This window comes from Mesorhizobium sp. M1E.F.Ca.ET.045.02.1.1 (assembly GCF_003952485.1).
In the GTDB taxonomy this organism is placed as follows: domain Bacteria; phylum Pseudomonadota; class Alphaproteobacteria; order Rhizobiales; family Rhizobiaceae; genus Mesorhizobium.
This window is the reverse complement of the sequence record NZ_CP034447.1, coordinates 4,901,939-4,924,829: the sequence shown is the minus strand read 5'-3', so window position 1 is coordinate 4,924,829 and position 22,891 is coordinate 4,901,939. Positions and strand designations below refer to the sequence as shown.

General features: G+C 64.4%; 19 protein-coding genes. 12 read left to right on the top strand and 7 right to left on the bottom strand.

Going from position 1 to position 22,891, the window contains the following annotated elements:
- Positions 1-223: 223 nt before the first annotated feature.
- Together glmS and glmU are read right to left on the bottom strand one after the other, a co-directional pair.
- The gene (gene glmS, locus EJ070_RS23630) at positions 224-2,047 is read right to left on the bottom strand and encodes a glutamine--fructose-6-phosphate transaminase (isomerizing) (RefSeq protein ID WP_126093501.1); all 1,824 of its coding nucleotides are present in this window, start codon (positions 2,045-2,047) and stop codon (positions 224-226) included.
- 231 nt (positions 2,048-2,278) lie between these two features.
- The gene (glmU, locus tag EJ070_RS23625; protein WP_126093500.1) at positions 2,279-3,646 is read right to left on the bottom strand and encodes a bifunctional UDP-N-acetylglucosamine diphosphorylase/glucosamine-1-phosphate N-acetyltransferase GlmU; all 1,368 of its coding nucleotides are present in this window, start codon (positions 3,644-3,646) and stop codon (positions 2,279-2,281) included.
- Positions 3,647-4,010: 364 nt separating this feature from the next.
- On the opposite strand from glmU, the gene EJ070_RS23620 reads away from it, so the two are divergent.
- On the top strand, positions 4,011-5,843 hold the full coding sequence (locus EJ070_RS23620; protein WP_245464654.1) for an adenylate/guanylate cyclase domain-containing protein: 1,833 nt from the start codon (positions 4,011-4,013) through the stop codon (positions 5,841-5,843).
- A gap of 68 nt (positions 5,844-5,911) precedes the next feature.
- Here EJ070_RS23620 and EJ070_RS23615 read toward each other — a convergent pair whose 3' ends face one another.
- On the bottom strand, positions 5,912-6,658 hold the full coding sequence (locus EJ070_RS23615) for a cytochrome c biogenesis CcdA family protein (protein WP_126093499.1): 747 nt from the start codon (positions 6,656-6,658) through the stop codon (positions 5,912-5,914).
- 166 nt (positions 6,659-6,824) lie between these two features.
- On the opposite strand from EJ070_RS23615, the gene EJ070_RS23610 reads away from it, so the two are divergent.
- The 8 genes from EJ070_RS23610 to rpmG all read left to right on the top strand — a co-directional run bounded on the left by EJ070_RS23610 (position 6,825) and on the right by rpmG (position 15,805).
- On the top strand, positions 6,825-7,202 hold the full coding sequence (locus EJ070_RS23610) for a hypothetical protein (RefSeq protein WP_126093498.1): 378 nt from the start codon (positions 6,825-6,827) through the stop codon (positions 7,200-7,202).
- A gap of 266 nt (positions 7,203-7,468) precedes the next feature.
- Positions 7,469-10,036, top strand: a complete 2,568-nt coding sequence (gene topA, locus EJ070_RS23605) for a type I DNA topoisomerase (RefSeq protein WP_126093497.1) — start codon at positions 7,469-7,471, stop codon at positions 10,034-10,036.
- 6 nt (positions 10,037-10,042) lie between these two features.
- Entirely contained in the window at positions 10,043-12,349 is a 2,307-nt protein-coding gene (rnr, locus tag EJ070_RS23600; protein WP_126093496.1) for a ribonuclease R, read from the top strand.
- On the top strand, positions 12,349-12,795 hold the full coding sequence (locus tag EJ070_RS23595) for a DUF983 domain-containing protein (protein WP_126093495.1): 447 nt from the start codon (positions 12,349-12,351) through the stop codon (positions 12,793-12,795). Before rnr ends, EJ070_RS23595 begins: the two co-directional genes overlap by 1 nt.
- Before the next feature lie 160 nt (positions 12,796-12,955).
- Entirely contained in the window at positions 12,956-13,696 is a 741-nt protein-coding gene (locus EJ070_RS23590) for an NUDIX hydrolase (protein WP_126093494.1), read from the top strand.
- Positions 13,697-13,716: 20 nt separating this feature from the next.
- A complete protein-coding gene (locus EJ070_RS23585) occupies positions 13,717-14,892 on the top strand; it encodes an MFS transporter (RefSeq protein WP_126093493.1) in 1,176 nt (391 codons plus the stop codon).
- Between the two features lie 100 nt (positions 14,893-14,992).
- Complete coding sequence (locus EJ070_RS23580) at positions 14,993-15,451, top strand: hypothetical protein (protein ID WP_126093492.1); 459 nt, start codon at positions 14,993-14,995, stop codon at positions 15,449-15,451.
- A gap of 186 nt (positions 15,452-15,637) precedes the next feature.
- Positions 15,638-15,805: a 50S ribosomal protein L33 gene (rpmG, locus tag EJ070_RS23575; protein ID WP_006201775.1), complete on the top strand. Its 168-nt coding sequence runs from the start codon at positions 15,638-15,640 to the stop codon at positions 15,803-15,805.
- A gap of 479 nt (positions 15,806-16,284) precedes the next feature.
- Here the strand turns inward: rpmG and EJ070_RS23565 are convergent, their stop codons facing one another.
- A complete protein-coding gene (locus EJ070_RS23565) occupies positions 16,285-17,658 on the bottom strand; it encodes a PleD family two-component system response regulator (RefSeq protein ID WP_126093491.1) in 1,374 nt (457 codons plus the stop codon).
- Between the two features lie 21 nt (positions 17,659-17,679).
- On the bottom strand, positions 17,680-18,051 hold the full coding sequence (locus EJ070_RS23560; protein ID WP_027166515.1) for a response regulator: 372 nt from the start codon (positions 18,049-18,051) through the stop codon (positions 17,680-17,682).
- Positions 18,052-18,288: 237 nt separating this feature from the next.
- Here EJ070_RS23560 and EJ070_RS23555 point away from each other — a divergent pair, with 237 nt between their 5' ends.
- Positions 18,289-18,588 (top strand): DUF3572 domain-containing protein, encoded by a 300-nt coding sequence (locus tag EJ070_RS23555; RefSeq protein WP_126093490.1) that lies wholly within the window; start codon positions 18,289-18,291, stop codon positions 18,586-18,588.
- Positions 18,585-19,238 (top strand): hypothetical protein, encoded by a 654-nt coding sequence (locus EJ070_RS23550; RefSeq protein ID WP_126093489.1) that lies wholly within the window; start codon positions 18,585-18,587, stop codon positions 19,236-19,238. The genes EJ070_RS23555 and EJ070_RS23550 overlap by 4 nt, the downstream gene beginning before the upstream one ends.
- Positions 19,239-19,243: 5 nt before the next feature.
- On the opposite strand, the gene EJ070_RS23545 is transcribed toward EJ070_RS23550, so the two are convergent.
- Positions 19,244-20,806 carry a hypothetical protein gene (locus tag EJ070_RS23545; protein ID WP_126093488.1) on the bottom strand — a complete coding sequence of 521 codons (1,563 nt, stop codon included), beginning with the start codon at positions 20,804-20,806 and terminating at the stop codon, positions 19,244-19,246.
- Positions 20,807-20,909: 103 nt separating this feature from the next.
- Positions 20,910-21,485: a GNAT family N-acetyltransferase gene (locus EJ070_RS23540; protein ID WP_126093487.1), complete on the bottom strand. Its 576-nt coding sequence runs from the start codon at positions 21,483-21,485 to the stop codon at positions 20,910-20,912.
- 65 nt (positions 21,486-21,550) lie between these two features.
- On the opposite strand from EJ070_RS23540, the gene EJ070_RS23535 reads away from it, so the two are divergent.
- Positions 21,551-22,879: a DNA polymerase IV gene (locus EJ070_RS23535; RefSeq protein ID WP_126093486.1), complete on the top strand. Its 1,329-nt coding sequence runs from the start codon at positions 21,551-21,553 to the stop codon at positions 22,877-22,879.
- The last annotated feature ends 12 nt before the right edge of the window (positions 22,880-22,891 follow it).

Sequence of the window (22,891 nt, the reverse complement as noted above, 5' to 3'; positions counted from 1 at the left end):
CCGCGGGCTTGTTTGGAACTGCGAAGTTTTTAAAGAAGGTTGGCTAAGGCGAGGCTTTCAGCGTTCCAGATGGAAGCTGCTTCCGTTTGGAATTAGCCGAAACATCCTTCCCTTCGTCATTCTCGGGTCTGCGCAGGAGCTTCGCTCCTGCTCCGCCCGTGGATGACGAAAGAAGGGACCATCCGCAGCCGTACTTCGAACTGCGCGAGGCAAGCTAACGGTACTATTCCACCGTCACCGATTTCGCCAGATTGCGCGGCTGGTCGACATCCGTGCCCATGAACACGGCGGTGAAATAGGCGAGCATCTGGACCGGCAGCGCATAGATGATCGGCGAGATGATCTCCGGCACTTCGGGCAGGATGATCGTCTCCATCGTCTTGATGCCCGCCTGGGCGGCGCCCTTGGCGTCGGTGATGAGGATGATCTTGCCGCCGCGCGCCGCCACTTCCTGCATGTTCGACACGGTCTTTTCGAAGATGCGGTCATGCGGCGCGATGACGATCACCGGCATGTTCTCGTCGATCAGCGCGATCGGTCCATGCTTCAGCTCGCCGCCGGCATAGCCTTCGGCATGGATGTAGGAGATTTCCTTGAGCTTCAGCGCCCCTTCCATGGCCAGAGGGAAATTGGTGTCTCGGCCGAGATAGAGCACGTCCTTGTAGCGCGAGAGCTCGCGCGAGATGCGTTCGATCTGCTCGTCGAGCTTGAGCACCTGGGTGGCGTAGCGCGGCGCCTCGGAAAGCTCGCGCACCAGCCGCCTCTCCTCATCGCGCGAGATCGTTCCGCGCGCGACGCCTGCCCGCACGGCGAGCGAAGCCAACACCGACAGTTGGCAGGTGAAAGCCTTGGTCGAGGCGACGCCGATTTCGGGGCCGGCAAGCGTCGGCAGCACGACGTCGGATTCGCGCGCCATGGTCGATTCCCGCACGTTGACGACCGCGCCGATCTTCATGCCGGCCTTGCGGCAATAGCGCAGCGAGGCCAGCGTGTCGGCGGTCTCGCCCGACTGCGAGATGAAGAAGGCCGCATCGGTGGCCGACAGCGGCATCTCGCGGTAGCGGAATTCCGAGGCGACGTCGATGTCGACCGGCAGCCGCGCATAGCGCTCGAACCAGTATTTGCTGATCAACCCGGCCAGATAGGCGGTGCCGCAGGCCGAGAGCGCCAGCCGGCCGATCCGGGCAAAGTCGAACGGCAGTTCAAGCGGCCTGGAGATGCCGGAGACGAAATCCACATAATGCGCCAGCGTGTGCGAGATCACCTCCGGCTGCTCATGGATCTCCTTTTCCATGAAATGGCGGCGGTTGCCCTTGTCGACCATGAAGCTGGTCGACAGCGACTGCTGCCGCTTGCGGTCGACCTTGTTGCCGTCGATGTCGTAGATCTCGACGCTGTTGCGGCGCACCACCGCCCAATCGCCGTCCTCCAGATAGGTGATCGAATTGGTGAAGGGCGCCAGCGCGATGGCGTCCGAGCCCAAAAACATCTCGCCGTCGCCATGGCCGACGGCTAAAGGCGGACCGTTGCGGGCGCCGACGAGCAGGTTCTCGTCGCCCTTGAACATGATCGCCAGTGCGAAGGCGCCCGAGAGCCGCTTCAGCGCCTGATGCGCTGCCTCGACCGGCTTCAACCCCTTGGCGAGTTCCCGCGCCACCAGATGCGCGACGACCTCGGTGTCGGTCTGCGAGGTGAATGTGTAGCCGTCGCGAACCAGTTCATCGCGCAGCTCGGCGAAATTCTCGATGATGCCGTTGTGGACGATGGCGACGCCGTCGGAAAAATGCGGATGCGCGTTGGTCTCGTTCGGCACGCCATGCGTTGCCCAGCGCGTGTGGCCGATGCCGATCGTGCCGTCGAGCGGTTCTTCCTTCAACCGGCGTTCGAGGTTGATCAGCTTGCCTTCGGCGCGGCGGCGGCCGAGCTCGCCATTCTCGATGGTTGCGACGCCGGCCGAGTCATAGCCGCGATATTCGAGCCGCTTCAACGCGTCGACGATGAGCGGCGCGACCTGCGAATGGCCGACAATTCCAACGATACCGCACATGCGCTGCCCCCGATTCCCTGCGGAAACCCGGCGTTATCTAGGGATTGCCGGCCTGCCGCGAAAGTCACTTTGCGTTTCGTTCCGTGTCACCGGAACGGTTTTTGCTGCATGCACCATGACGGACCGCTCTTGCAATCCGGTTACTGCAATTGCTCGGCTTTTTGCGGCGCCGCTTCCCGATTGTTCATCGTTGGCGGCAGTCGCGTCGGCGCGGCAAAGGCCCCGTGGCGATCATTCCGCGGCCTTCTTCCTTGCCGCTGCCGCGGAGGCGAAGCGTTCCCGCAACTCCTTGCCCTTGCCGGGGATCGTCTTCTGACGGGCGCGGCCGAAGGCCAGCGCGTCGTCGGGCACGCTTTCGGTGATCACGCTGCCCGAGGCGATGTAGCCGCCCTTGCCGATCGTGACCGGCGCCACCAGCGAGGAATTCGAGCCAATGAAGGCGCCCTCGCCGATGTCGGTGAAGAATTTCGAAAAGCCGTCATAGTTGCAGGTGATGGTTCCGGCGCCGATATTGGCCCCGGCTCCCACGCGCGCATCGCCGATGTAGGTCAGGTGGTTGACCTTGGCGCCCTCCTCGATCGTCGCCTGCTTGACCTCGCAGAAATTGCCGACCTTGGCCTTTTTTCTGAGATCGGCACCGGGACGCAACCGGGCGAACGGTCCGACCTCGCAGTTCGCGGCAATGGTGGTGCCTGCGAGATGGCTGAAAGCATGGATCGTGACGCCGGCGGAAATCTTGACGCCCGGGCCGAACCACACATTCGGCTCGACCACTGTATCGGCGCCGATTTCAGTGTCGTGCGAGAAATAGACGGTTTCGGGCGCGATCAGCGTCACGCCCGCAAGCATCGCTTCGCGCCGCCGGCGCGCCTGCCAGATGGCTTCCGCTTCGGCGAGCTCGGCCCGGTTGTTGATGCCGAGCGCATTTTCGAAGCTCGCCTCGGTGGCGACCACGTCGAGGCCCTCCGCTCCGGCGATTTCGACGATATCGGTGAGGTAGAACTCACCCTTGGCGTTGCTGTTGCCGACCTTGTCGAGCAGTCGAAGCGCATGCTTGCCGGCCACCGCCATCATTCCGGCATTGCAGAAGCCGATCTTCTTTTCCGCCTCGGAACAGTCCTTTTCCTCACGGATGGCGACCAATCGGCCACCTTTTTCGATCAGCCGGCCGTAGCCGGTGGGATTGGGCGGACAGAAGCCGATGACCGCAACAGCGGCCCCTTCCGCCAGCTTTTGCCGCGCGGTCGCCAGCGCTTCGGCATCGATCAAAGGCGTATCGCCGAACATAACGAGAATATCGTCGTAACCCTTTGATATCGCTTCGCGAGCGGCGAGCACGGCATGCGCGGTGCCGAGCCGCGTCTCCTGCACGAAGGTCTCGGCCTTCGGCGCGAATTTCTGCGCGGCTTTGCGCATCTCCTCGGCGCCATGGCCGATCACCAGCGCCAGACCCGTCGCTCCGGCGGCCTCCGCCGCCTTCACCACATGAGCCACCATCGGTAGGCCGGCAATGGCGTGCAGCACCTTGGGCATCGCGCTTTTCATGCGCGTGCCTTCGCCGGCGGCGAGGATGACGGACAGGCAGGATCTCTGGCTCATGAAAGGACAACCGTACGAAAAGCGTTTGAATCAGCATGCTAGCAGTGCTGCTCATGCTGCACCAATGCGGTTAAATTCCGATGAGACGGCGGAGCGAAGTCTCTAAGCGCGGACGTCTGGTGGGATGCCCGATACAAAAGCACCGCCGCGATGGCGTCAACCGGTTACACACATAGGAGATATCTCCGGCCTTCTGGGAGTGGTGTGTCAGCGCCCCCAGAGGCTGCGTGGGCGTGTCGTCGGTTGGTTGTTAGCACGGCGGCTGGAGCGCTCCACGCTCGCAAGCGGGATGACGAAATCTCGTGAAGGCAAGGTCAAGGCGCGTTCTCCGTTCCGCATCGGCGACGGGCGGAGACTGGGAGAGATGAATACCATGCGCGTGGCGCGTCTGGAAGTTGGCAGGACATGGACGCGGGGCGGCCCGCGTGCAGGCGCTTGGCCGAGCGGTGCAGAGACCACGCAGCGCCACCTCGCAGCGATCCTGGCTTGCGATGTGGTCGGCTATTCGCGCCTGACAGAGCGCGACGAGCGCGGCACGCTCGAGCGGCTGAAGGTCTACCGCAGGGACCTCCTCGAACCGCTGGTATCCGAACACAGGGGTCGGATCGTCAAGCTCACCGGCGACGGCATGCTGTGCGAGTTCGCGAGCGTCGTTAACGCGGTGACCTCGGCGATGGCGATCCAGCAGGCCGTGACAGAACACGAGGCGGAGACGCCCGAGGAAGAGCGGATTCGCTTCCGCATCGGCATCAATCTCGGCGACGTGGTCTGCGAGGAGGATGGCGACCTCTACGGCGACGGGGTCAACATCGCCGCCCGCCTCGAAAGCGTCGCCGATCCCGGCGCCGTGGTCGTCTCGGGCACCGCCTACGACCACCTTCAGGGCAAGCTCGACTGCGGCTTCACGCCGCTAGGCAACCTGCGCCTCAAGAACATCGAGCGGTCTGTGCGCGCCTACCGCGTTGACACCGACGCCAGCGCCTCGGTGGCTGCGCCGCCTCCCCTGCCCGAGAAACCCTCGATCGCGGTTCTGCCTTTCACCAACATGAGCGGCGACCCCGACCAGGAATACTTCGCCGACGGGCTGGTGGAGGACATCATCACCGGATTGAGCCGGGTGGACTCCTTCTTCGTGATCGCCCGCAACTCGTCCTTCACCTACAAGGGCCGGGCGGTGGACCTGCGCCAGGTCGGGCGCGAGCTGGGCGTCCGCTACGTGCTCGAAGGCAGCATCCGCAGAGCTGGATCGCGGGTGCGCATCAGCGGGCAGTTGGTGGATGCGATCAGCGGACACCATGTCTGGACCGACCGCTTCGAGGGCGACGTGAGCGACATCTTCGACCTGCAGGACAAGGTGACCGAGAGCGTCGTCGGCGCTGTCGAGCCGAGCATCCGGCTGGAGGAGATCAAGCAGGCGCGCATGAAGCCGACCGACTACATCAGCGCCTACGACCTCTACCTTCGCGCGCTGCCGCGCTTCTACAGCATGACGCGCGAAGGCTTTGCCGACGTGCGCCGGCTCACCAACGAGGCCCTCAGCATCGACCCTGGCTTCAGCTTGGCGAAGGCACTCGGCGCCTATATCCGCAGCCTGTCCGTGAGCCAGTGCTGGCACGAGCCCGACGATACCAGAGTCGCCGCGCGGATGGCGCGCGAGGTCCTGGCGGAAGCGCGCGACGACCCCACGAGCCTACGCTTCGCCGCGCAGGTGATCGCCTACAGCGCGAAGGAGTACGAGATGGCGCTGGGCACGATCGAACGATCCCTGCTGCTCAACCCCAATTCGGCGCAGGGCCATACGGGCTGCGGGTGGGTGAACGCACATTCCAGCCGCCCGCTCGTCGCGATCGAGCACTTTCACAGGGCAATGCGACTGAGCCCGATCGATCCCGAGAAGGGCATCGCGCTCTCCGGCATCGGAATGAGCTACCTGATGCTCGAGCGCTACGAGGAAGCGCTGGCATGGGGAGAACGCGCGCTGCACGAGATGCCGAACTACGGCTCCTCGCACCGGGTGGTGATCATGGCGCTGGTCAAACTCAACCGGCTGGAAGAGGCGCAGGCGGCGGCGCGGCGGCTGATGGAGGCGTTCCCGACCTACACGCTCACCCTGCAGAGACAGATCAACCCATGGCTGGACAAGGTTTTTGCCGAGCGTTACGTCGAGGCGCTGGCTATCTCCGGCGTGCCGGAGTGATCGTCGCGGTTGCAAAGACGCATTCTCCTGCGCGTCACGTCCGGTCCTGCGACGTCCCTTGTGGCAAATTACCCCAACCTTCCCAGCACCGGAAAATTCTCCAGGAGCCAGTAGGACGCGCTCTGCACCCCGCCGGTGAGGAAAAACACGCCGGCGACGACCAGCAGCGCGCCCATCACTTTCTCGACGCGACCGAGATGGACGCGGAATTTGCCGAGGAATCGCATGAAGGCGCCGGAAAACAGCGCCGCGATCAGGAAGGGAATGCCGAGGCCGAGCGAGTAGGCGGCGAGCAGCATTGCACCCTCGCCCACGGTTTCGCGGCCGCCGGCTAAAGTCAGGATCGGCCCGAGCACCGGACCGATGCAGGGCGTCCAGCCGAAGGCGAAGGCGAGCCCCATGACATAGGCCGCAACCATGTTGGCCGGCTTGCCCTGCGACTGGAAGCGCGCCTCGCGCGACAGCAGCGGAATGCGCAGGATGCCGAGAAAATTCAGCCCCATGATGATGATCAGCGCGCCCGCCACCATCGCCAGCGGCTCCTGCCAGACGCGCAGCAGACGGCCGATGGTCGAGGCGCCGGCCCCGAGCGCGACGAAGACGGTGGAAAAGCCGAGCACGAAGGCTATAGAAGCATAGAGCAGGGCGCCGCGCGCGCCCTCCCGTGCCGTCACGCCCTGGTTGCCGCGGAAATCATCGACCGAGACGCCGGCCATGTAGCAGAGATAGGGCGGCACCAGCGGCAGCACGCAAGGCGACAGGAACGAGATGGCCCCCGCCCCGACCGCGCTGACATAGCCGATGTCCAATGCCATTTCATGAGCCCAGATTGTGCTGGCGCCGATATAGCGATGCCGAAGCCGCCCTGCCAATCACCATTGTGTGGCATGTGGTCGCCCGGCCAGGAAGAAACGGCCTCCCCCATGCGTTGACTGAGCAGGCGCGCGATTGCCGCGCGCCCGTTCTCAGGGAGAGATTGCCATGAAATCGATCGCACTCGGATTTGCGGCCCTTTTGCTTGGCGCCACCGCGGCCCACGCCGCCGAGGCATGGAAGGAAGCCGAAGTCGGCGGCAAGAAGATCTACACCGATGCCATGGGCATGACGCTTTACACCTTTGACAAGGACGAAAAGGGCAAATCCAACTGCTACGACAAATGCGCCGCCAACTGGCCGCCGCTGAAGGCCGAGGCCGGCGCTAAGGCCGATGACGAGTGGACGATCGTCGAGCGCACCGACGGCACCAAGATGTGGGCCTATGACGGCAAGCCGGTCTACACTTTCGTCAAGGACAAGAAAGCCGGCGACATGACCGGCGAAGGCGTCGCCGGCGCCTGGCACGTCGTCGCGGCCGACTGAATTTTCTCGAAGGAATCGGCAGGTTGCCGGCGATTCTCCGCTGGCAGCCTGCCACCTCGCCGCCTGCGAGACGTGGCCTTCACCCATCCCCAAAAAATGTGATCTTCGCCATACACTCTAAGAGTGTATCGCTGGCGGCAGGTCCGCAAATTGGCTCCTTCCCCTTGACCGATCGCAAAAGCACGGCCATGTGAGCGACGAAAAGAGTGGGATTTCGTCGTGCGCTGCGGAGTTCTTCCGCCGCCTCATAATTGATAAGAGACCTTATGGACGTCGTCGTCGTCGAATCGCCGGCCAAGGCGAAGACAATCAACAAATATCTGGGCAAGAACTATAAGGTCCTTGCCTCGTTCGGCCATGTCCGCGATCTGCCGGCCAAGGACGGCTCGGTACGTCCCGACGAGGACTTCGCCATGTCCTGGTCGGTCGACACGGCCTCCGGCAAGCGGCTTGCCGACATCGCCAAGGCGGTCAAGGACGCCGACGGGCTCATCCTCGCCACCGACCCGGATCGCGAGGGCGAGGCGATTTCCTGGCATGTGCTGGAAGTACTGAGGCAGAAGCGGGCGCTGAAGGACAAGCCGGTCAGCCGCGTCGTCTTCAACGCCATCACCAAGTCTTCCGTGCTCGAGGCCATGGCCAATCCGCGCCAGATCGACGCGCCGCTGGTCGACGCCTATCTCGCTCGCCGCGCGCTCGACTATCTCGTCGGCTTCACGCTGTCCCCCGTGCTTTGGCGCAAGCTGCCGGGCGCCCGTTCCGCCGGACGCGTGCAGTCGGTGGCGCTGCGCCTCGTCTGCGATCGCGAATCCGAGATCGAGCGCTTCATCCGCGAGGAATACTGGCAGATCGCCGCCATCCTCGACACGCCGCGCAACGACAGCTTCGAGGCGCGGCTGACCGCCTATGCCGGCAAGAAGCTGCAGAAGCTCGACATCGCCAACAAGGCGCAGGCCGACGACATCAAGGCGATGCTGGAGGGCGCTGCCTTCAAGGCGCTGTCGGTGGAAGCCAAGCCCACCAAGCGCAATCCGGGCCCGCCCTTCACCACTTCGACGCTGCAGCAGGCCGCCTCCTCGCGGCTCGGCTTCTCGGCCAACCGCACCATGCAGGTGGCGCAGAAGCTCTACGAAGGCATGGATGTCGGCGGCGAGACCGCCGGCCTCATCACCTATATGCGAACCGATGGCGTGCAGATGGCGCCGGAGGCGATCGAGGCCGCGCGCGACGCCATCGCGAGCGAGTTCGGCGCGAAGTACCTGCCGGAGAAGCCGCGCTACTATTCGGTCAAGGCCAAGAATGCCCAGGAAGCGCATGAGGCGATCCGCCCGACCGATTTCAAGCGCACGCCGGCATCGGTCCGGCAATATCTCGATGCCGACCAGGCGCGGCTTTACGAGCTGATCTGGAAGCGCGCCATCGCCAGCCAGATGCAGCCGGCCGAGATCGAGCGCACCACGGTAGAGATCGAGGCGATCAACGGCGCCCGCACCGCCGAGCTCCGCGCGGTCGGCTCGGTCGTGCGCTTCGACGGCTTCATCGCCGCCTATACCGACCAGAAGGACGAAGATGCGGAGGACGAGGAAAGCCGCCGCCTGCCCGAGATCCGCGCCGGGGAGCAGCTTGCCCGCCAGGCGATCAACGCTACCCAGCACACGACCGAGCCGCCGCCGCGTTATTCCGAGGCGTCACTGATCAAGAAGCTGGAAGAGCTCGGCATCGGCCGGCCGTCGACCTATACGGCGATCCTGAAGACGCTGGAGGATCGCGACTACGTCGCCATCGACCGGCGCAAGCTGGTGCCGCAGGCCAAGGGCCGGCTGCTCTCGGCCTTTCTCGAAAGCTTCTTCGAACGCTATGTCGAGTACGACTTCACCGCTTCGCTCGAGGAAAAGCTCGACGAGATCTCCGATGGCAAGCTCGCCTGGAAGGACGTGCTGCGCGACTTCTGGAAGGATTTTTCCGGCGCCGTCGACGACATCAAGGAACTGCGCGTCACCGACGTGCTCGACGCGCTGAACGACGAGCTGGCGCCGCTGGTCTTCCCCGAACGCGAGGACGGCTCGAACCCGCGCGTCTGCCCGAAATGCGGCTCAGGCAACCTCTCGCTGAAGCTCGGCAAGTTCGGCGCCTTCGTCGGCTGCTCGAACTATCCGGAATGCTCCTACACCCGCCAGCTTGGCGATGCCGCCAATCCCAATGGCGAGAACGGCAACGGCGAGGACGGCGTCAGGCTGCTCGGCAAGGATCCGTACACGGCCGAGGAGATCACGCTGCGCAGCGGCCGTTTCGGTCCGTACATCCAGCGCGGCGAAGGCAAGGAAGCCAAGCGCTCCAGCCTGCCCAAGGGCTGGGCGGCCGACTCGATCGATCATGAGAAGGCGATCGCGCTGCTGTCATTGCCGCGCGACGTCGGCAAGCACCCGGAAACCGGCAAGATGATCTCGGCGGGTCTTGGCCGCTACGGACCCTTCGTGCTGCATGACGGCACCTACGCCAACCTGGAAAGCATCGAGGACGTGTTCTCGATCGGTCTGAACCGCGCCGTCTCGGTGATCGCCGAGAAGCAGCAGAAGGGCAAGGGCGGCCGCAACGGCGCCACGCCCGCTGCGCTGAAGGAGCTTGGCGACCATCCCGACGGTGGCGGCAAGATCGTCGTGCGCGACGGCAAATACGGCCCCTACGTCAACTACGGCAAGGTCAATGCGACGCTGCCGAAGGGCAAGGATCCGCAGTCGGTGACGATGGAAGAGGCGCTCGCTTTGATCGCCGAGAAGGAAGCCAAGGGCGGAGGCGGCAAGAAGCCGTTCCGCAGGGCGGCGAAGAAAGGGTAGCGGAACGTGGCGCGCAGGATCTCCGGAAGAAGCCACGGCGATCCGCGCGGCGCCGACACCAGGGCCAAGGTCAAGGACGACTACCGGCCCTCGCGCGACGAAATCCTGCGCTACATCGCCGAAAATCCCGACCGTTCCGGAAAACGCGAGATCGCCAAGGCTTTCGCGTTGCGCGGCGAGGACCGCATCTGGCTGAAGGACCTGCTGCGTGACCTTCGGGACGAAGGTCTGCTGACGAAGGAACGCAAGCGCCTCACCCGCGCGGGCGCCCTGCCCCATGTCGCCGTGCTCGACATTGTCGGCCGCGATGCCGACGGCGTGCTTCTGGCCAATCCGAGCGAATTTACCGGCCCCGGCTCGCCCCCTGTCATCGCCATTCGCATTTCGCGCGGCGCCACTGGCCCGGTTCCCGGCATCGGCGACCGCGTGCTCGCCAAGACCTTCCCGACCGAGGATCCTACCGGCCCTGCCTATACCGGGCGGGTGATGAAGATCTTCGAGAAGCGCAGCGAAGCAGTGCTCGGCATTTTCCGCGTGCTGAAGGACGGCAGCTTCCGCATCGAGCCGGTGGAGCGGCGGCAGCCAGAACTGATCGTCGACAAGGAATTCCAGAACGGCGCCAAAAACGGCGATCTGGTCGAGGTCGAGCCCGCGCGGGCATCCCGCTATGGCCTGCCGCGCGCCAAGGTGCTGGCCGTCCTTGGGTCGCTGACCAGCGAGAAGGCGGTCTCGATGATCGCCATCCACGCCCATGACATTCCGCATGTCTTTCCGGCCGACGTCATCGCCGAAGCCGAGGCCGCCAAGCCGGCGACGCTTGCCGGCCGCGAGGATTGGCGCGACCTGCCGCTGGTCACCATCGATCCGGCCGACGCCAAGGACCATGACGACGCCGTCTTCGCCACACCCGACACCGACGAGAAGAATCCCGGCGGCGTCATCGTCACGGTGGCGATCGCCGATGTCGCCGCCTATGTCCGCTACGGCACGCCGCTCGACCGCGAGGCGCTGAAGCGCGGCAACTCGGTCTATTTTCCGGACCGCGTCGTGCCGATGCTGCCCGAGCGCATCTCCAACGATCTCTGCTCGCTGCGCGAAGGCGAGGATCGCCCCGCGATTGCCGTTCGTATGACCTTCTCGGCGGAAGGCCGCAAGCTTAGGCACTCCTTCCACCGCATCATGATGAAGTCGGCGGCCAAGCTTGCCTACCCGCAGGCGCAAGCAGCGATCGACGGCGCGCCCGACAAGAAGACACGGCCGATCCTCGACAACGTTCTGAAGCCCCTGTGGGATGCCTATGCCGTGCTGAAGCGCGGCCGCGACGCGCGCCAGCCGCTGGAGCTCGAGCTGCCGGAACGCAAGATCCTGCTCAAGCCAGACGGCACCGTCGACCGGGTCATCGTCCCGGAGCGCCTCGATGCCCACAAGCTGATCGAGGAGTTCATGATCCAGGCCAATGTCGCGGCCGCCGAGACGCTGGAAGGCAAGAAAGAGTCTCTCGTCTACCGCATTCACGACGCGCCTTCGCTTGCCAAGCAGGAATCGCTGCGCGAATTCCTGGCGACGCTTAGCCTGTCGCTGGCGCGGGGCGCACAGATGCGGCCAAGCCAGTTCAACGGCATTCTGGAGCGCGTGCGTGGCGCCGACAACGAGGCGCTGGTCAACGAGGTGGTGCTGCGCTCGCAGAGCCAGGCCGAATACTCGCCGAAGAATATCGGCCATTTCGGCCTCAACCTGAAACGATACGCCCACTTCACCTCGCCGATCCGCCGCTATGCCGATCTGATCGTGCATCGCGGCCTGATCGCAGCGCTTGGCCTTGGACCTGGTGGCCTGACGCAGCCCGAAGCCGACCGGCTGGAAGAGGTGGCCGCGCTGATCTCGGCCACGGAACGCCGCGCCATGGCTGCCGAGCGCGATACCGTGGACCGACTGATCGCCGCCTACCTCGCCGAGCGCATCAACGACACCTTCGACGCGCGTATCTCCGGCGTCACCAAGGCGGGACTCTTTGTCCAATTGCCGCAGTACGGCGCGGATGGTTTCATCCCGGTGTCAAGTTTGGACGGCGACTACTATATCTACGACGAAACCGCTCGATCGCTGTTCGGAGAACGCACCGGCAAGGGCTACCAGCTTGCCGACCGCGTCGAGGTTCGGCTGCTCGAAGTCGCGCCGATGGCCGGCGCCATGCGTTTCGAGATGCTGACCGACCCGAAGCCGCTGCCAGGCTCGCGACGGTCGTTTCACAAAGCCAAGGGCCGCGCCCGCGCGTCACAATCGCGCTTCGGGCCGCGCGGCAGGAGAAGATGATGCCGAAGGGACTTGGTGTGGAAGAGCAGGTTTTCGGCGGTGAGCATCATTCAGGCCGCGTCGCGCGTCCGCTGTGGACGGCAATCAAGCGCGGTCTGCTCGGCCGCTGCCCGCATTGCGGCGAAGGCAAGCTGTTCTATGCCTTCACCAAGTCCGTCGACAAATGCAGCGTCTGCGGCGAGGAGCTCCATCACCATCGCGCCGACGACCTTCCTGCCTATCTGGTGATCGTCATCGTCGGCCACATCGTGGTTGGCGCCTTCATGGGTGTGGAGGCGACCTCGACGCTCACGCTGTGGCAGCACGCGCTGATCTGGGTGCCGCTGACCTTTGGTCTGGCCGTCGCGCTGCTGCAGCCGGTCAAGGGCGCCGTCATCGGTCTGCAATGGGCACTCTATATGCACGGCTTCAGCGGTGAGAAGGACGAGCTTGAGCCGCACTCCTAGGCTTGGAGCGGCAAGTTTGTTTCTACGCAATTCCCGACGGAAAACCGCTGAGCTCTTTTCCAGGGGTTGCCACAGCAGCGACTTTTCGTCCGGGGCTGGTGCAAAGATCCGAACCCGCAAGCCACTTTCGCATTCGAGAAGTTTCCGCTAGGTCGGGCGCATGGAAGGAATGACCAAGGCGGATGTCGATAAACTCGATAAAGGCTTGGCCGTGCACGGCGGCCGGCCGCTTCGTCCGCGCGATGCCGCAACCTTGATCCTGCTCAATCGGAGCGGCGGCGACGTTCTGGTGCTGATGGGCCGGCGCCATGCCCGGCACGCCTTCATGCCCGGGAAGTTCGTCTTCCCCGGCGGCCGCACAGACCCTGCCGACAGCCGCATTCCGGTGGCCGCCCCGCTGCACGCCAAGGAAGAGGCGAGGCTTGCCAGCGGTCCGGGACGCGCGAGCGCTGCGCGGGCGCGCGCCATCGCCTTGTCGGCAATCCGCGAGACTTACGAGGAAGCCGGCCTGCTGATCGGCCGCAAGGGCCCGTTCGCGACCGCCAAGCGCGACTGGCAGGGTTTCGTCGAACACGGCGTGACGCCATCGCTTGACGTCCTGCGCTTCATCGCCCGCGCCATCACCCCACCCAACCGCGTGCGCCGCTTCGACACGCGCTTCTTCAGCGCCTGGCGCGATGACGTCGCCGTGGAATTGCCGGAGGGCGGTCCGACCAACGAGTTGGAAGAACTCGTCTGGCTGCCGCTTGCCGAGGCCCGCAAGGCCGACATTCCCGACATTACCCGTACGATCCTGGAAGAACTGGAAAAGCGGCTCGCCCACGATCCCTTGCTGCGTCCGGGCGGTGCCGTGCCGTTCTTCCGGCTCGTCCGAAACCGCTTCGTCCGCGAAGTCCTTTAGAAGCAGAGCATCCATATCCCATGACGGTCGATACCCAGCAACAGGGCGACGAACGCGTACACTGGCTGCCGATGATCGCGGCAATCTCCTCGATCAGCGTGGTCGGCATCGCCATCGGCCTCGGCATGCCGCTGCTCAGCGTCATCCTGGAGACGCGCGGTCACTCGGCCTCGATGATCGGCCTCAACACTGCGGTCGCCGGCCTCGCCTCCATCGCCGGCGCCCCGCTCGCCACGCCCCTTGCCGTGCGGCTCGGCGTCGCATGGACGATACTTTTGATGATTGCCGCCGGCGCGCTTGCCTTTGTCGGCTTCCATTTCGCGCCGGACTTCTGGATGTGGTTTCCGCTCCGTGTCGCGCTGCATATCTCGCTGACGGTGCTGTTCATCCTTTCGGAATTCTGGATCAGCACCTCCGCGCCGCCGCATCGCCGCGGCCTGGTGCTCGGCATCTACGCCACGGTGCTGTCGCTCGGCTTCGCCGCCGGTCCCTGGCTGTTCGCCCATCTGGGCTCGAGCGGCTTCCTGCCTTTCGGCGTCACCATCGGGCTGGTGACGCTCGCCGCCATTCCGGTGCTTGCGGCCCGCAACGAGAGCCCGGCGATCGTCGCCGACGGCGAAACCAGCCACTTCCTGCGCTATGTCTGGATGGTGCCGACCGCGACCTTCGCCGTGCTGGTGTTCGGCGCCGTCGAGACCGGCGGCTTCTCGCTGTTCCCGGTTTATGGCAGCCGTATCGGCTATTCGGAGGCCGACGCGGCGCTGTTGCTCACCATGATCGGCCTCGGCAACGTGCTCTTGCAGATTCCGATCGGCATGATCAGCGACCGCGTCTCCGACCGCCGCCACTTGCTTCTGGCCTGCGCCACGGTCGGGCTCGCCGGCACCGCCTTCATGCCGCTCTTCGCCCAGAACTGGCACCTGATGGCGGCGCTGCTGTTCGTCTGGGGCGGCGTGGTCGCCGCCATGTACACGATCGGGCTTGCCCATCTCGGCTCGCAGCTATCCGGTCATGAGCTCGCCTCCGCCAATGCCGCCTTCGTGCTCTGCTATGGCGTCGGCATGGTGATCGGCCCGCAAGCGATCGGCATCGGCATGGACGCCTTCGGCCCTTCGGGCTTCGGCTGGTCGCTCGCGGTGTTCTTTGCCGCCTACATGCTCCTGGTCTGCGTCAGGCTGGTGCGGAAGATTCTCTAGCCGGAAATGTCGCCAAGGCGCGGGCAATCCTGACATCACCGTGTCAGCAGCACCCCTGCTATACCCTCGCTCGAACGGACGAAGAGCAAGGAGAGATCAGATGATTGACAGCGGCTTTGAGACCAAATCCCTCAGGATGGAACTGCTTCTGCTCGTCACTTTCCAGGCGCCGGCGGCCGATGTCGAACGCATCATGGAGGCGGTCGTGGCGATCACGCCGCTGCGCATGGGCAAATATGACGGCAATGCCTATCAGTCGGCGCAAGGCATCGAGCGCTACCGGACGCTCGAAGGGGCTGCCGCGAGCGCCGAAATCGAGTTGCGCCGGCGGCCGGGCACCGTCGAGGTGTCGTTCGAACTGCCCGATGACCAGGCGCTTGCCGCTCGTGTCGTCGAGGCCATCTACCAGGCGCACAGCTATGAGGAACCGGTGATCCGCCTGCAGCCCCTGCTTGCCAGCCGTTCGAAAGGGCTCGACGATCGCGCCAATCCCAACCGCTGGTGGAACACGACGGGGGATTGGAAACAGTCTGCCTCGCCGGTCCGGGAGAGCGCCTGAAGCACCGCCAGCCTGCCGCCGGCCCCATTCGCCGTTACCGGCGGCAGGCGCATTGGGCCTCGCGAAGCCCGCTCGGGCTTGACTTTCCGGGCGCGTTCTTTATGTGTCGCGCCAAGTTTCCCGCGTCCGGGTGTTTTCCCCGTGCTCCAGCGGCCAAAACTCCACGAACATTAACGGACGAACATCATGGCCAAAGCCGCAAACATCAAGATCAAGCTTCTGTCGACCGCCGACACCGGTTTCTTCTACGTGACCAGCAAGAACAGCCGCACCAAGACGGACAAGCTGTCGTTCCGCAAGTACGACCCGGTCGCCAAGAAGCACGTCGAATTCAAGGAAACCAAGATTAAGTAATCTGGTTATCCCGAAATGCCGAAACGCCGCCCCCTCGGGCGGCGTTTTTGTTTTCGGCGGACGGATCCGCAAGCAGGAACGAGCACCGCTGTCTGCAGCGGGCCTTGACATCATGTCTTGGAAAAAAGGGGGCCGGTCGGCGGTTGGCAGCGGTACGAGGAGGCCACTATGTGCCAGCGCCGGCCGGCCGACCCCACGGACCCAGGAGATGCGGCGGACCTGAGCATCATGGGGTATTTTTCGGATCGAGCCGGGCAGTCTACCCTCGTGCCGGCTTCGTCTTCGGTCTATGCGAAGCAGATTTGCTCAAGAACGTATGAAAATCAACCATTTCTTAACCACGGCTCGCGAATCGCTTGGATTAAGGTAAATTCGTAACCTGTCGGATGGCCGGGTATTGACGGCTGCTACAACGCATGCTGCTCAAAAGTGCGCGGCGGTTTGAGAAATCGCCTAAATCCGTTTCAGCGTGACGCGCTTCAGGCAGCCTTGGCGACAACCCGGTTGCGGCCGCCGCTCTTGGCCTCGTAGAGGGCAAGGTCGGCGCGCTTCATCAGTGACGCGACCGTATCGGCTCCCTTCAGCACCGACGACACGCCGACGCTGACCGTCACTTCGATGGTCTTGCCATCCGCCCCGATCGCGAACGGCACCTGCGCGATCTCGGCGCGGATGCGTTCGGCCACCTTCTCGGCAACGGCGCCTTCGGTGTCCGGCATGACCACGACGAACTCCTCGCCGCCAAACCGGCAGGCAAGGTCGATGCCGCGCACGTTCTTGCGCAGCCGCCTGGCGAACTCGCGCAGCACGTCGTCGCCCCCGTCATGGCCATGGGCGTCGTTGATGGACTTGAAGCGGTCGAGATCGGTGATCATCACCGACAGCGGCCGGCGGCGCGCCACGGCGCGGTCGAACAGCGTCTCGAGATGGCTGTCGAGATAGCGGCGGTTATGCAGTCCGGTCAATCCGTCGGTCACTGCCATCTCGATGGTCTGGGTGACGCTGGCGCGCAACTGATCGTTGTAGCGCTTGCGCCGCACCTGCGTGCGCAGGCGCGCCGTCAGTTCGTGCTGATCGATCGGCCGCGTCAGATAGTCGTTGATGCCGAGTTCGAGGCCGCGGATGATGCGTCTCTCCTCGCCCTCATCGGCCAGGAGCATGATCGGCAGGAAGCGGGTGCGGTCGAGCGAGCGCAGTTGCGAGCAGAGCCTGAGCGCATCGAAATCGGCGAAGGCCGTCGAGATCAGCACGCATTCATAGGATGCCTCGGCGGCCTGGAAGAAGCCGGCATTCGGATCGGTAGCGACGTCGAGTTCGGCGCTGCCGCGCAGCATCTTCTGAATGCGCTCGATCGACGACTTGCGCTCATCGATCAGAAGCACCTTGGGCTTGGTGTCTTCGGTCGCGAAGTTGCGGCTCAAAAGCTCCTCGATGCCGATATTGCGCGTGGTCGAGGCGCGCAGCCGCAACTCGTCGGTCAGCGACTTCAGCCGGACCAGGCTCTTCACCCGGGTCATCAGTTGCAGATCATTGACCGGCTTGGTGAGGAAATCGTCGGCGCCGGCCTCGAGGCCGCGCACGCGGTCCGACACCTGGTCGAGCGCGGTGATCATGACGACCGGAATATGCGAGGTCGCCGGGTCGCTCTTCAGCCGCTTGCAGACCTCGAACCCGTCCATGCCCGGCATCATCACGTCGAGCAGCACCACGTCGACCTTGCCGTTCTCGCAGGTCTCGATCGCGTCGGGGCCGTTGCCGGCTGTCATCACCTCGAAATATTCGGCGAGCAGCCGGACCTCCAGCAGCCGCACATTGGCGGGGATGTCATCGACGACGAGGATCCGCGCGGTCATCTCAGAGGCTCCGGCTCGGCATCAGGCATCGCCCAGATAGGATTTGATCGTCTCGATGAAGCGTGGCACCGAGATCGGCTTGGAAATATAGGCCTCGCAACCGCCCTGGCGGATGCGCTCCTCATCGCCCTTCATCGCGAAGGCGGTGACGGCGATGACCGGGATCGAATGCAATTCGTCGTCTTCCTTCAGCCATTTGGTCACTTCCAGGCCTGAAACCTCGGGCAGTTGGATGTCCATCAGGATCAGGTCCGGCCGGTGCTGGCGCGCCAGGTCCAGTGCTTCCAGGCCGTTGCGCGTGCGAACTGTCTCGTAACCGCTGGCTTCGATGAGGTCCCGAAAGAGCTTCATGTTGAGCTCATTGTCCTCGACGATCATGACCTTCTTAGCCATCAATTTCCCGTCCCGACTGCCTCCGGAGCCGAAGACCGTCGTTATGCGTCCCTTCCGGATCGCACCCAACCCTTTTTCACTCTACGCCAATATCATTGACGAAACGGAAACCGAACGTTGGAAAAGCGTCAGGATTCCATCCGCGGGTGCAGGGCTGAAGCGGCTGAGACTTGCCGCAAGCGACGCTTGCCATTACTGCGGAGGAAAGACTCACATCCACACCAGCAGAAGGTAGTGATGGCGAACGCAGCGTCAATGCGCGAGGAGGCGGAAACCCTTGCTGTCAGGGCGCTTGGCTTCGTCGCCGGCGACCCGGAGCTTCTGCCCCGCTTCCTGGCGATAACCGGTATCGAGGCGCACTCGATCCGCAAGGCGGCGCAGGAGCCGGGCTTCCTCGCCGGCGTGCTGCAGTTCATCCTCGCCCATGAGCCGACGCTTCTGCGCTTTGCCGAGGAAACCGGCACGCCGCCGGCCGCCGTCGGCAAGGCTTTGCGCGCGCTGCCGCTCGGCAATGACGATCACGAGCGCTCGACGTGAGCGACGATCCCGAGACCGCGCGTCAGATCGAGGAGCTTGCCGCCGACGACCGGCCCCTTCTGGTGCTGGACGTCGACGACGTCGTGCTCGAATTCGTCCGGCCCTTTCCGCATTTCCTGAAAACGCGCGGCTTCCAGTTGACGCTCGCCTCCTTCCGCCTCACAGGCAACATCGCCAAGACGGCATCCGGCCGGCTGATCGAGCAGGCCGAGGTCACGGCCCTTCTCGGCGATTTCTTCGACGCGCAGGCCGATTGGCAAAGCATCACCGACGGCGCCGCGGAGGCGCTGGCGATGCTCGGGCGCCGCGCCGAGATCGTCCTGCTGACCGCCATGCCGCACAGGCATCGCGCCGTGCGCCGGGCGCATCTCGACGCGCTCGGCCTGAACTACCCGCTGCTGACCACGGAAATGGCGAAAGGACCGGCCATCGCCAAGCTGCGCGGCGCCAAGGGCAGGTCCGTCGCCTTTGTCGACGACCAGCCTTCCAACCTGATGTCGGCGCGCGACTCAGTCGCCGACGCGCACCTCTTTCACCTGATGGCTGACAATTCGCTGCGCGCCTTCCTGCCGCCGACTCCGGACGACATCATCTCTGTCGAGAGCTGGCGCGACGCGGCCCCGAAGATCGCGGGCGCTCTCGGCCTCTAAGGCCGCTAAGGCTGCAGCTTCGCTCCGGCGCCGCCATTGCCGTCCTGGCCCGAGCCGTCCTCTTGATCCGAGCCGTCGTCCTGGCCCGAGCCGTCATCCTGGCCGGCGCCGTCGTCCTGAACGGCATCGGCCGGCTTCAGCATGGCGCCATTGACCGTGACAGAACCGTCGGCCTTGGCATTGATGACCCATTCCAGCCGGCCATCGGGCAGCGTCTTGCCAAAACCTTTGACGGCGAGCGCGAAGGGGAACGCCTGTGCCAGTTGCTCGTCGCTCTTGGCCCCCTCTTGCAGGACCTGCACGATCTTGTCGTAGCCCGCGACATCGACGATCATTGTCGCATCCGGCTTCTTGCCCGGAAACGTCATCTCGCCTTCCATCGCGACCTCGATATCGCCGTTCTTCACCGTGCTGTGGCCAAGGACGAACTTGGGTGTCTTGGCCAGGAAATCGGCGACCAGAGCGTCGCCGAACTCATCCGACAGCGGCGGATTCTTATTGAGATCAAAGGCTTCGATCGCTTTCTTCGCCATGGTGTCGAGATCGATATTGGCGCCGCCGAAGTTCAGCTCGACATCCGTCGGCAGCAGAGCGACGCTCCAGCCGGGTAGCATCTGCCGCGGGATCGTCAGGCCGGAAGCCTTGATCGCGTAGTCGACTTTGCCGTTCTGGGAGACGCCGTCCATGCCGAACGCAGCGCTGAACTGCGTCGCTCCGAACTTGCCGACAGGGCTCTCCACCTCGAAATCCTTGAAGCCGTAGTTGCCGTCGATCCTTTCCCAGACGGGCAGCGCGGCCTGCAGAAGCGTCTTGAGCTCCGCCTGGTTGGCCTTGAGCTTGGCTTCGTCCTCATTGGCCACGGCAAAGGCAAGCAGGTCGAGCAGCGGCTTCGTCCGCACGCCCTTGCCCTTCGCGTCCACCGACAATTCCGGCGCTTTCAGCGTCAACGGAAAATTCATTCCGCTGTCGGGATCGTCGACCTTGATCGTCTCGACGAAGCTCGAGACTTTTTGCGTCGCGGTGAAGTCGACACCGCCATTGGCCGACTTGGTGGCGGCGATGGTCGCGGTGCCGGCGCCGGCGGTGACGTCCGCCTGCTGCTTGGCTTCCCGCGATGTCATGGTCATGCCGGCCATCGAGCTGGCGCCGCTGGTGAAGGCGGCGAGGTTCGGATCGTAGACTGCGGTGCCCTTGCCGTCCTTGACCGCGAGTTGCATGCTTTGCGGACCTTCCGGTCCGTTGAATTCGAAAGACATGCGTTGCGAGAAATCCGAGGCGACGTCCCAGGAACCATCGCTGCGCGGCTTCACCGTCAAGGCGTAGGGCGCCAGGTCGAATTTCAGCGACTTCTCTTCCGGTAGGGCATTGACCAGCGCCTTGATGTCGACAACGACTTTGTAGGCATCGCCTTCCACCGAGACCTTGACCACGCCACTGTCAAACGCCTGTTTGCCGAAATAGCGCGCCAGACTGTCGGAAAGCTGCTTCGCGCCCTGGCTGTCGACAGTTTGGGCAAGGGCCGGTGCACTGAAAGCAAAAACGAAAACAAGTGGTAAAACACGCTTCACGTCAGTTCTCCGTTGGTCTCGGAAGGCAAACCGTTTCGCGCTTCTGGTAGGGAAGAAGCGTTACGGCTGCAAGACGGTGACTGTAAGCCAAAACCCTAAGCCGCTAAAGCACCAGCCGCATCAGCGGCCGGCCGGGCTTGCGCTCCACAAGCCTCTCGAAACCGGCCTTCTCGAACACCCGTGACGAGCCGACGAACAGCCCGATCGAGCGCGAGTCACGCGAGAGATCGATCGGGCAGGCTTCCAGCAGCCTGGCGCCATTGTCGCGGGCAAAGGCGATGCCGCCGTCGACGAGGCGATGGGTGATGCCCCTGCCCCGCGCCTTGACGCGGATGAAGAAGCAGGAGATCGCCCAGACGCTCGCGTCGCCGGCGTCGGCCGGATCGATCGGCGCCGAACCCCTGCCCTGATTGTTCCACTCGGGCACGTCGGCGCGCGGACCGATCTGCATCCAGCCGACGGCCTTGCCCTCCTCGAAAGCCAGAAGTCCCGGCGGCGGGCCGGCTTCGATGCGCGCCTTGATGTGATCCTTGTTGCGCTCGCGGTCGCTCGCGCGGCGCTCCGCCGGCGTCAGCCGGAAATGCGTGCACCAGCAGCCGTAACAGGCGCCTTGCTTGCCGAACAGGTCCTCGAAGTCGACCCAACGCTCTGGTGTCAGCGGTACTATGGTCGTGCTCATACGTTCTCCCCAGGCCAAGCTTGTTGCCGGCCCTGCACTGTCGTACCATTGCGTTTGTTCTCTTTATGTTCGCAGCGATGGCGGCTCCTGTCAACAATCCCGAACACGGTTTTTGCCGCGACTGTCTGGCGCTGCAGCGCAGCGAGGCGCGCCGTTGCGAGCGTTGCGGCAGTCCGCGCCTCGTCCGTCATCCCGAGCTCTACCGGCTGCACATCGCCCATATCGACTGTGACGCCTTCTACGCGGCGATCGAAAAGCGCGACAATCCGGCGCTGAAGGACAAGCCGGTGATCGTCGGTGGCGGCCGGCGCGGCGTCGTCTCCACCGCCTGCTACATCGCCCGCATCCAGGGCGTGCGCTCGGCCATGCCGATGTTCAAGGCGCTCGAAGCCTGCCCGGACGCTGTGGTCATTCCCCCCAACATGGAGAAATATGTTCAGGTCGGCCGCGAGGTGCGCGCGCTGATGCAGGCGCTGACGCCGCTCGTCAAGCCGCTTTCGATCGACGAGGCGTTTCTCGACCTGGCCGGCACCGAGCGCCTGCACGGCATGCCGCCGGCGCTTGTGCTGGCGCGCTTCGCGCAGACCATCGAAAAGGAGCTCGGCATCACCGTTTCGGCCGGCCTCTCCTACTGCAAATTTTTGGCCAAGATCGCGTCCGACTTCCGCAAGCCGCGCGGCTTTTCGGTCATCGGCGAGGCTGAGGCGCCAAGTTTCCTCGCCGGGCAGCCGGTGACGCTGATCTGGGGCGTCGGCAAGGCGCTGGCCGCAACGCTGGAGCGCGACGGCATCCGCACCATCGCCCAACTGCAGCGCATGGAGCGCGGCGAGTTGATGCGTCGTTACGGCGTCATGGGCGACCGGCTCTACCGGCTTTCGCGCGGCGAGGACGATCGTCGCGTCGACCCCGACGGCGATGCCAAGAGCGTTTCGGCCGAAACCACCTTCGACACCGATATCGCCTCCCTGGCGGAACTTGTGCCGGTATTGCGCGGCCTGTCGGAAAAAGTCTCGGCGCGGCTGAAGAAATCCGGCATTGCCGGGCGCACCGTGGTGCTGAAGCTGAAGACGCAGGATTTCAAGCTCCGCACCCGCAACCGCCAGCTCGGCGATCCGACACGGCTGGCCGACCGCATCTTTCAGACCGGGCTCGACCTGTTGCGCCGCGAGGCCGACGGCACGAAGTTCCGCCTGCTCGGCATCGGCGTCAGCGATCTCTCCGACGACGGGAAGGCCGATCCGCCCGATCTGGTCGACATCCAGTCCCGCAAGCGCGCGCTGGCCGAAACCGCCATCGACGAGCTGCGCGACAAGTTCGGCAGGAAGGCCGTGGAGACCGGCTACACGTTCGGCAAGGGCCGCGGCGCCAGCCCGCCCGAGCCGATCGAGGAATGAAAACGGCTGCGG

Coding starts and splice junctions, on each gene's coding strand:
- EJ070_RS23560 (WP_027166515.1), bottom strand. CDS start 18,051: ATGGCTAAGAAGGTCATGATCGTCGAGGACAATGAGCTCAACATGAAG.
- rpmG (WP_006201775.1), top strand. CDS start 15,638: ATGGCCAAAGCCGCAAACATCAAGATCAAGCTTCTGTCGACCGCCGAC.
- EJ070_RS23535 (WP_126093486.1), top strand. CDS start 21,551: ATGTTCGCAGCGATGGCGGCTCCTGTCAACAATCCCGAACACGGTTTT.
- EJ070_RS23615 (WP_126093499.1), bottom strand. CDS start 6,658: ATGGCATTGGACATCGGCTATGTCAGCGCGGTCGGGGCGGGGGCCATC.
- glmU (WP_126093500.1), bottom strand. CDS start 3,646: ATGAGCCAGAGATCCTGCCTGTCCGTCATCCTCGCCGCCGGCGAAGGC.
- EJ070_RS23595 (WP_126093495.1), top strand. CDS start 12,349: ATGCCGAAGGGACTTGGTGTGGAAGAGCAGGTTTTCGGCGGTGAGCAT.
- EJ070_RS23565 (WP_126093491.1), bottom strand. CDS start 17,658: ATGACCGCGCGGATCCTCGTCGTCGATGACATCCCCGCCAATGTGCGG.
- EJ070_RS23580 (WP_126093492.1), top strand. CDS start 14,993: ATGATTGACAGCGGCTTTGAGACCAAATCCCTCAGGATGGAACTGCTT.
- EJ070_RS23540 (WP_126093487.1), bottom strand. CDS start 21,485: ATGAGCACGACCATAGTACCGCTGACACCAGAGCGTTGGGTCGACTTC.
- EJ070_RS23620 (WP_245464654.1), top strand. CDS start 4,011: ATGAATACCATGCGCGTGGCGCGTCTGGAAGTTGGCAGGACATGGACG.
- EJ070_RS23555 (WP_126093490.1), top strand. CDS start 18,289: ATGGCGAACGCAGCGTCAATGCGCGAGGAGGCGGAAACCCTTGCTGTC.
- EJ070_RS23590 (WP_126093494.1), top strand. CDS start 12,956: ATGGAAGGAATGACCAAGGCGGATGTCGATAAACTCGATAAAGGCTTG.
- EJ070_RS23610 (WP_126093498.1), top strand. CDS start 6,825: ATGAAATCGATCGCACTCGGATTTGCGGCCCTTTTGCTTGGCGCCACC.
- glmS (WP_126093501.1), bottom strand. CDS start 2,047: ATGTGCGGTATCGTTGGAATTGTCGGCCATTCGCAGGTCGCGCCGCTC.
- topA (WP_126093497.1), top strand. CDS start 7,469: ATGGACGTCGTCGTCGTCGAATCGCCGGCCAAGGCGAAGACAATCAAC.
- EJ070_RS23585 (WP_126093493.1), top strand. CDS start 13,717: ATGACGGTCGATACCCAGCAACAGGGCGACGAACGCGTACACTGGCTG.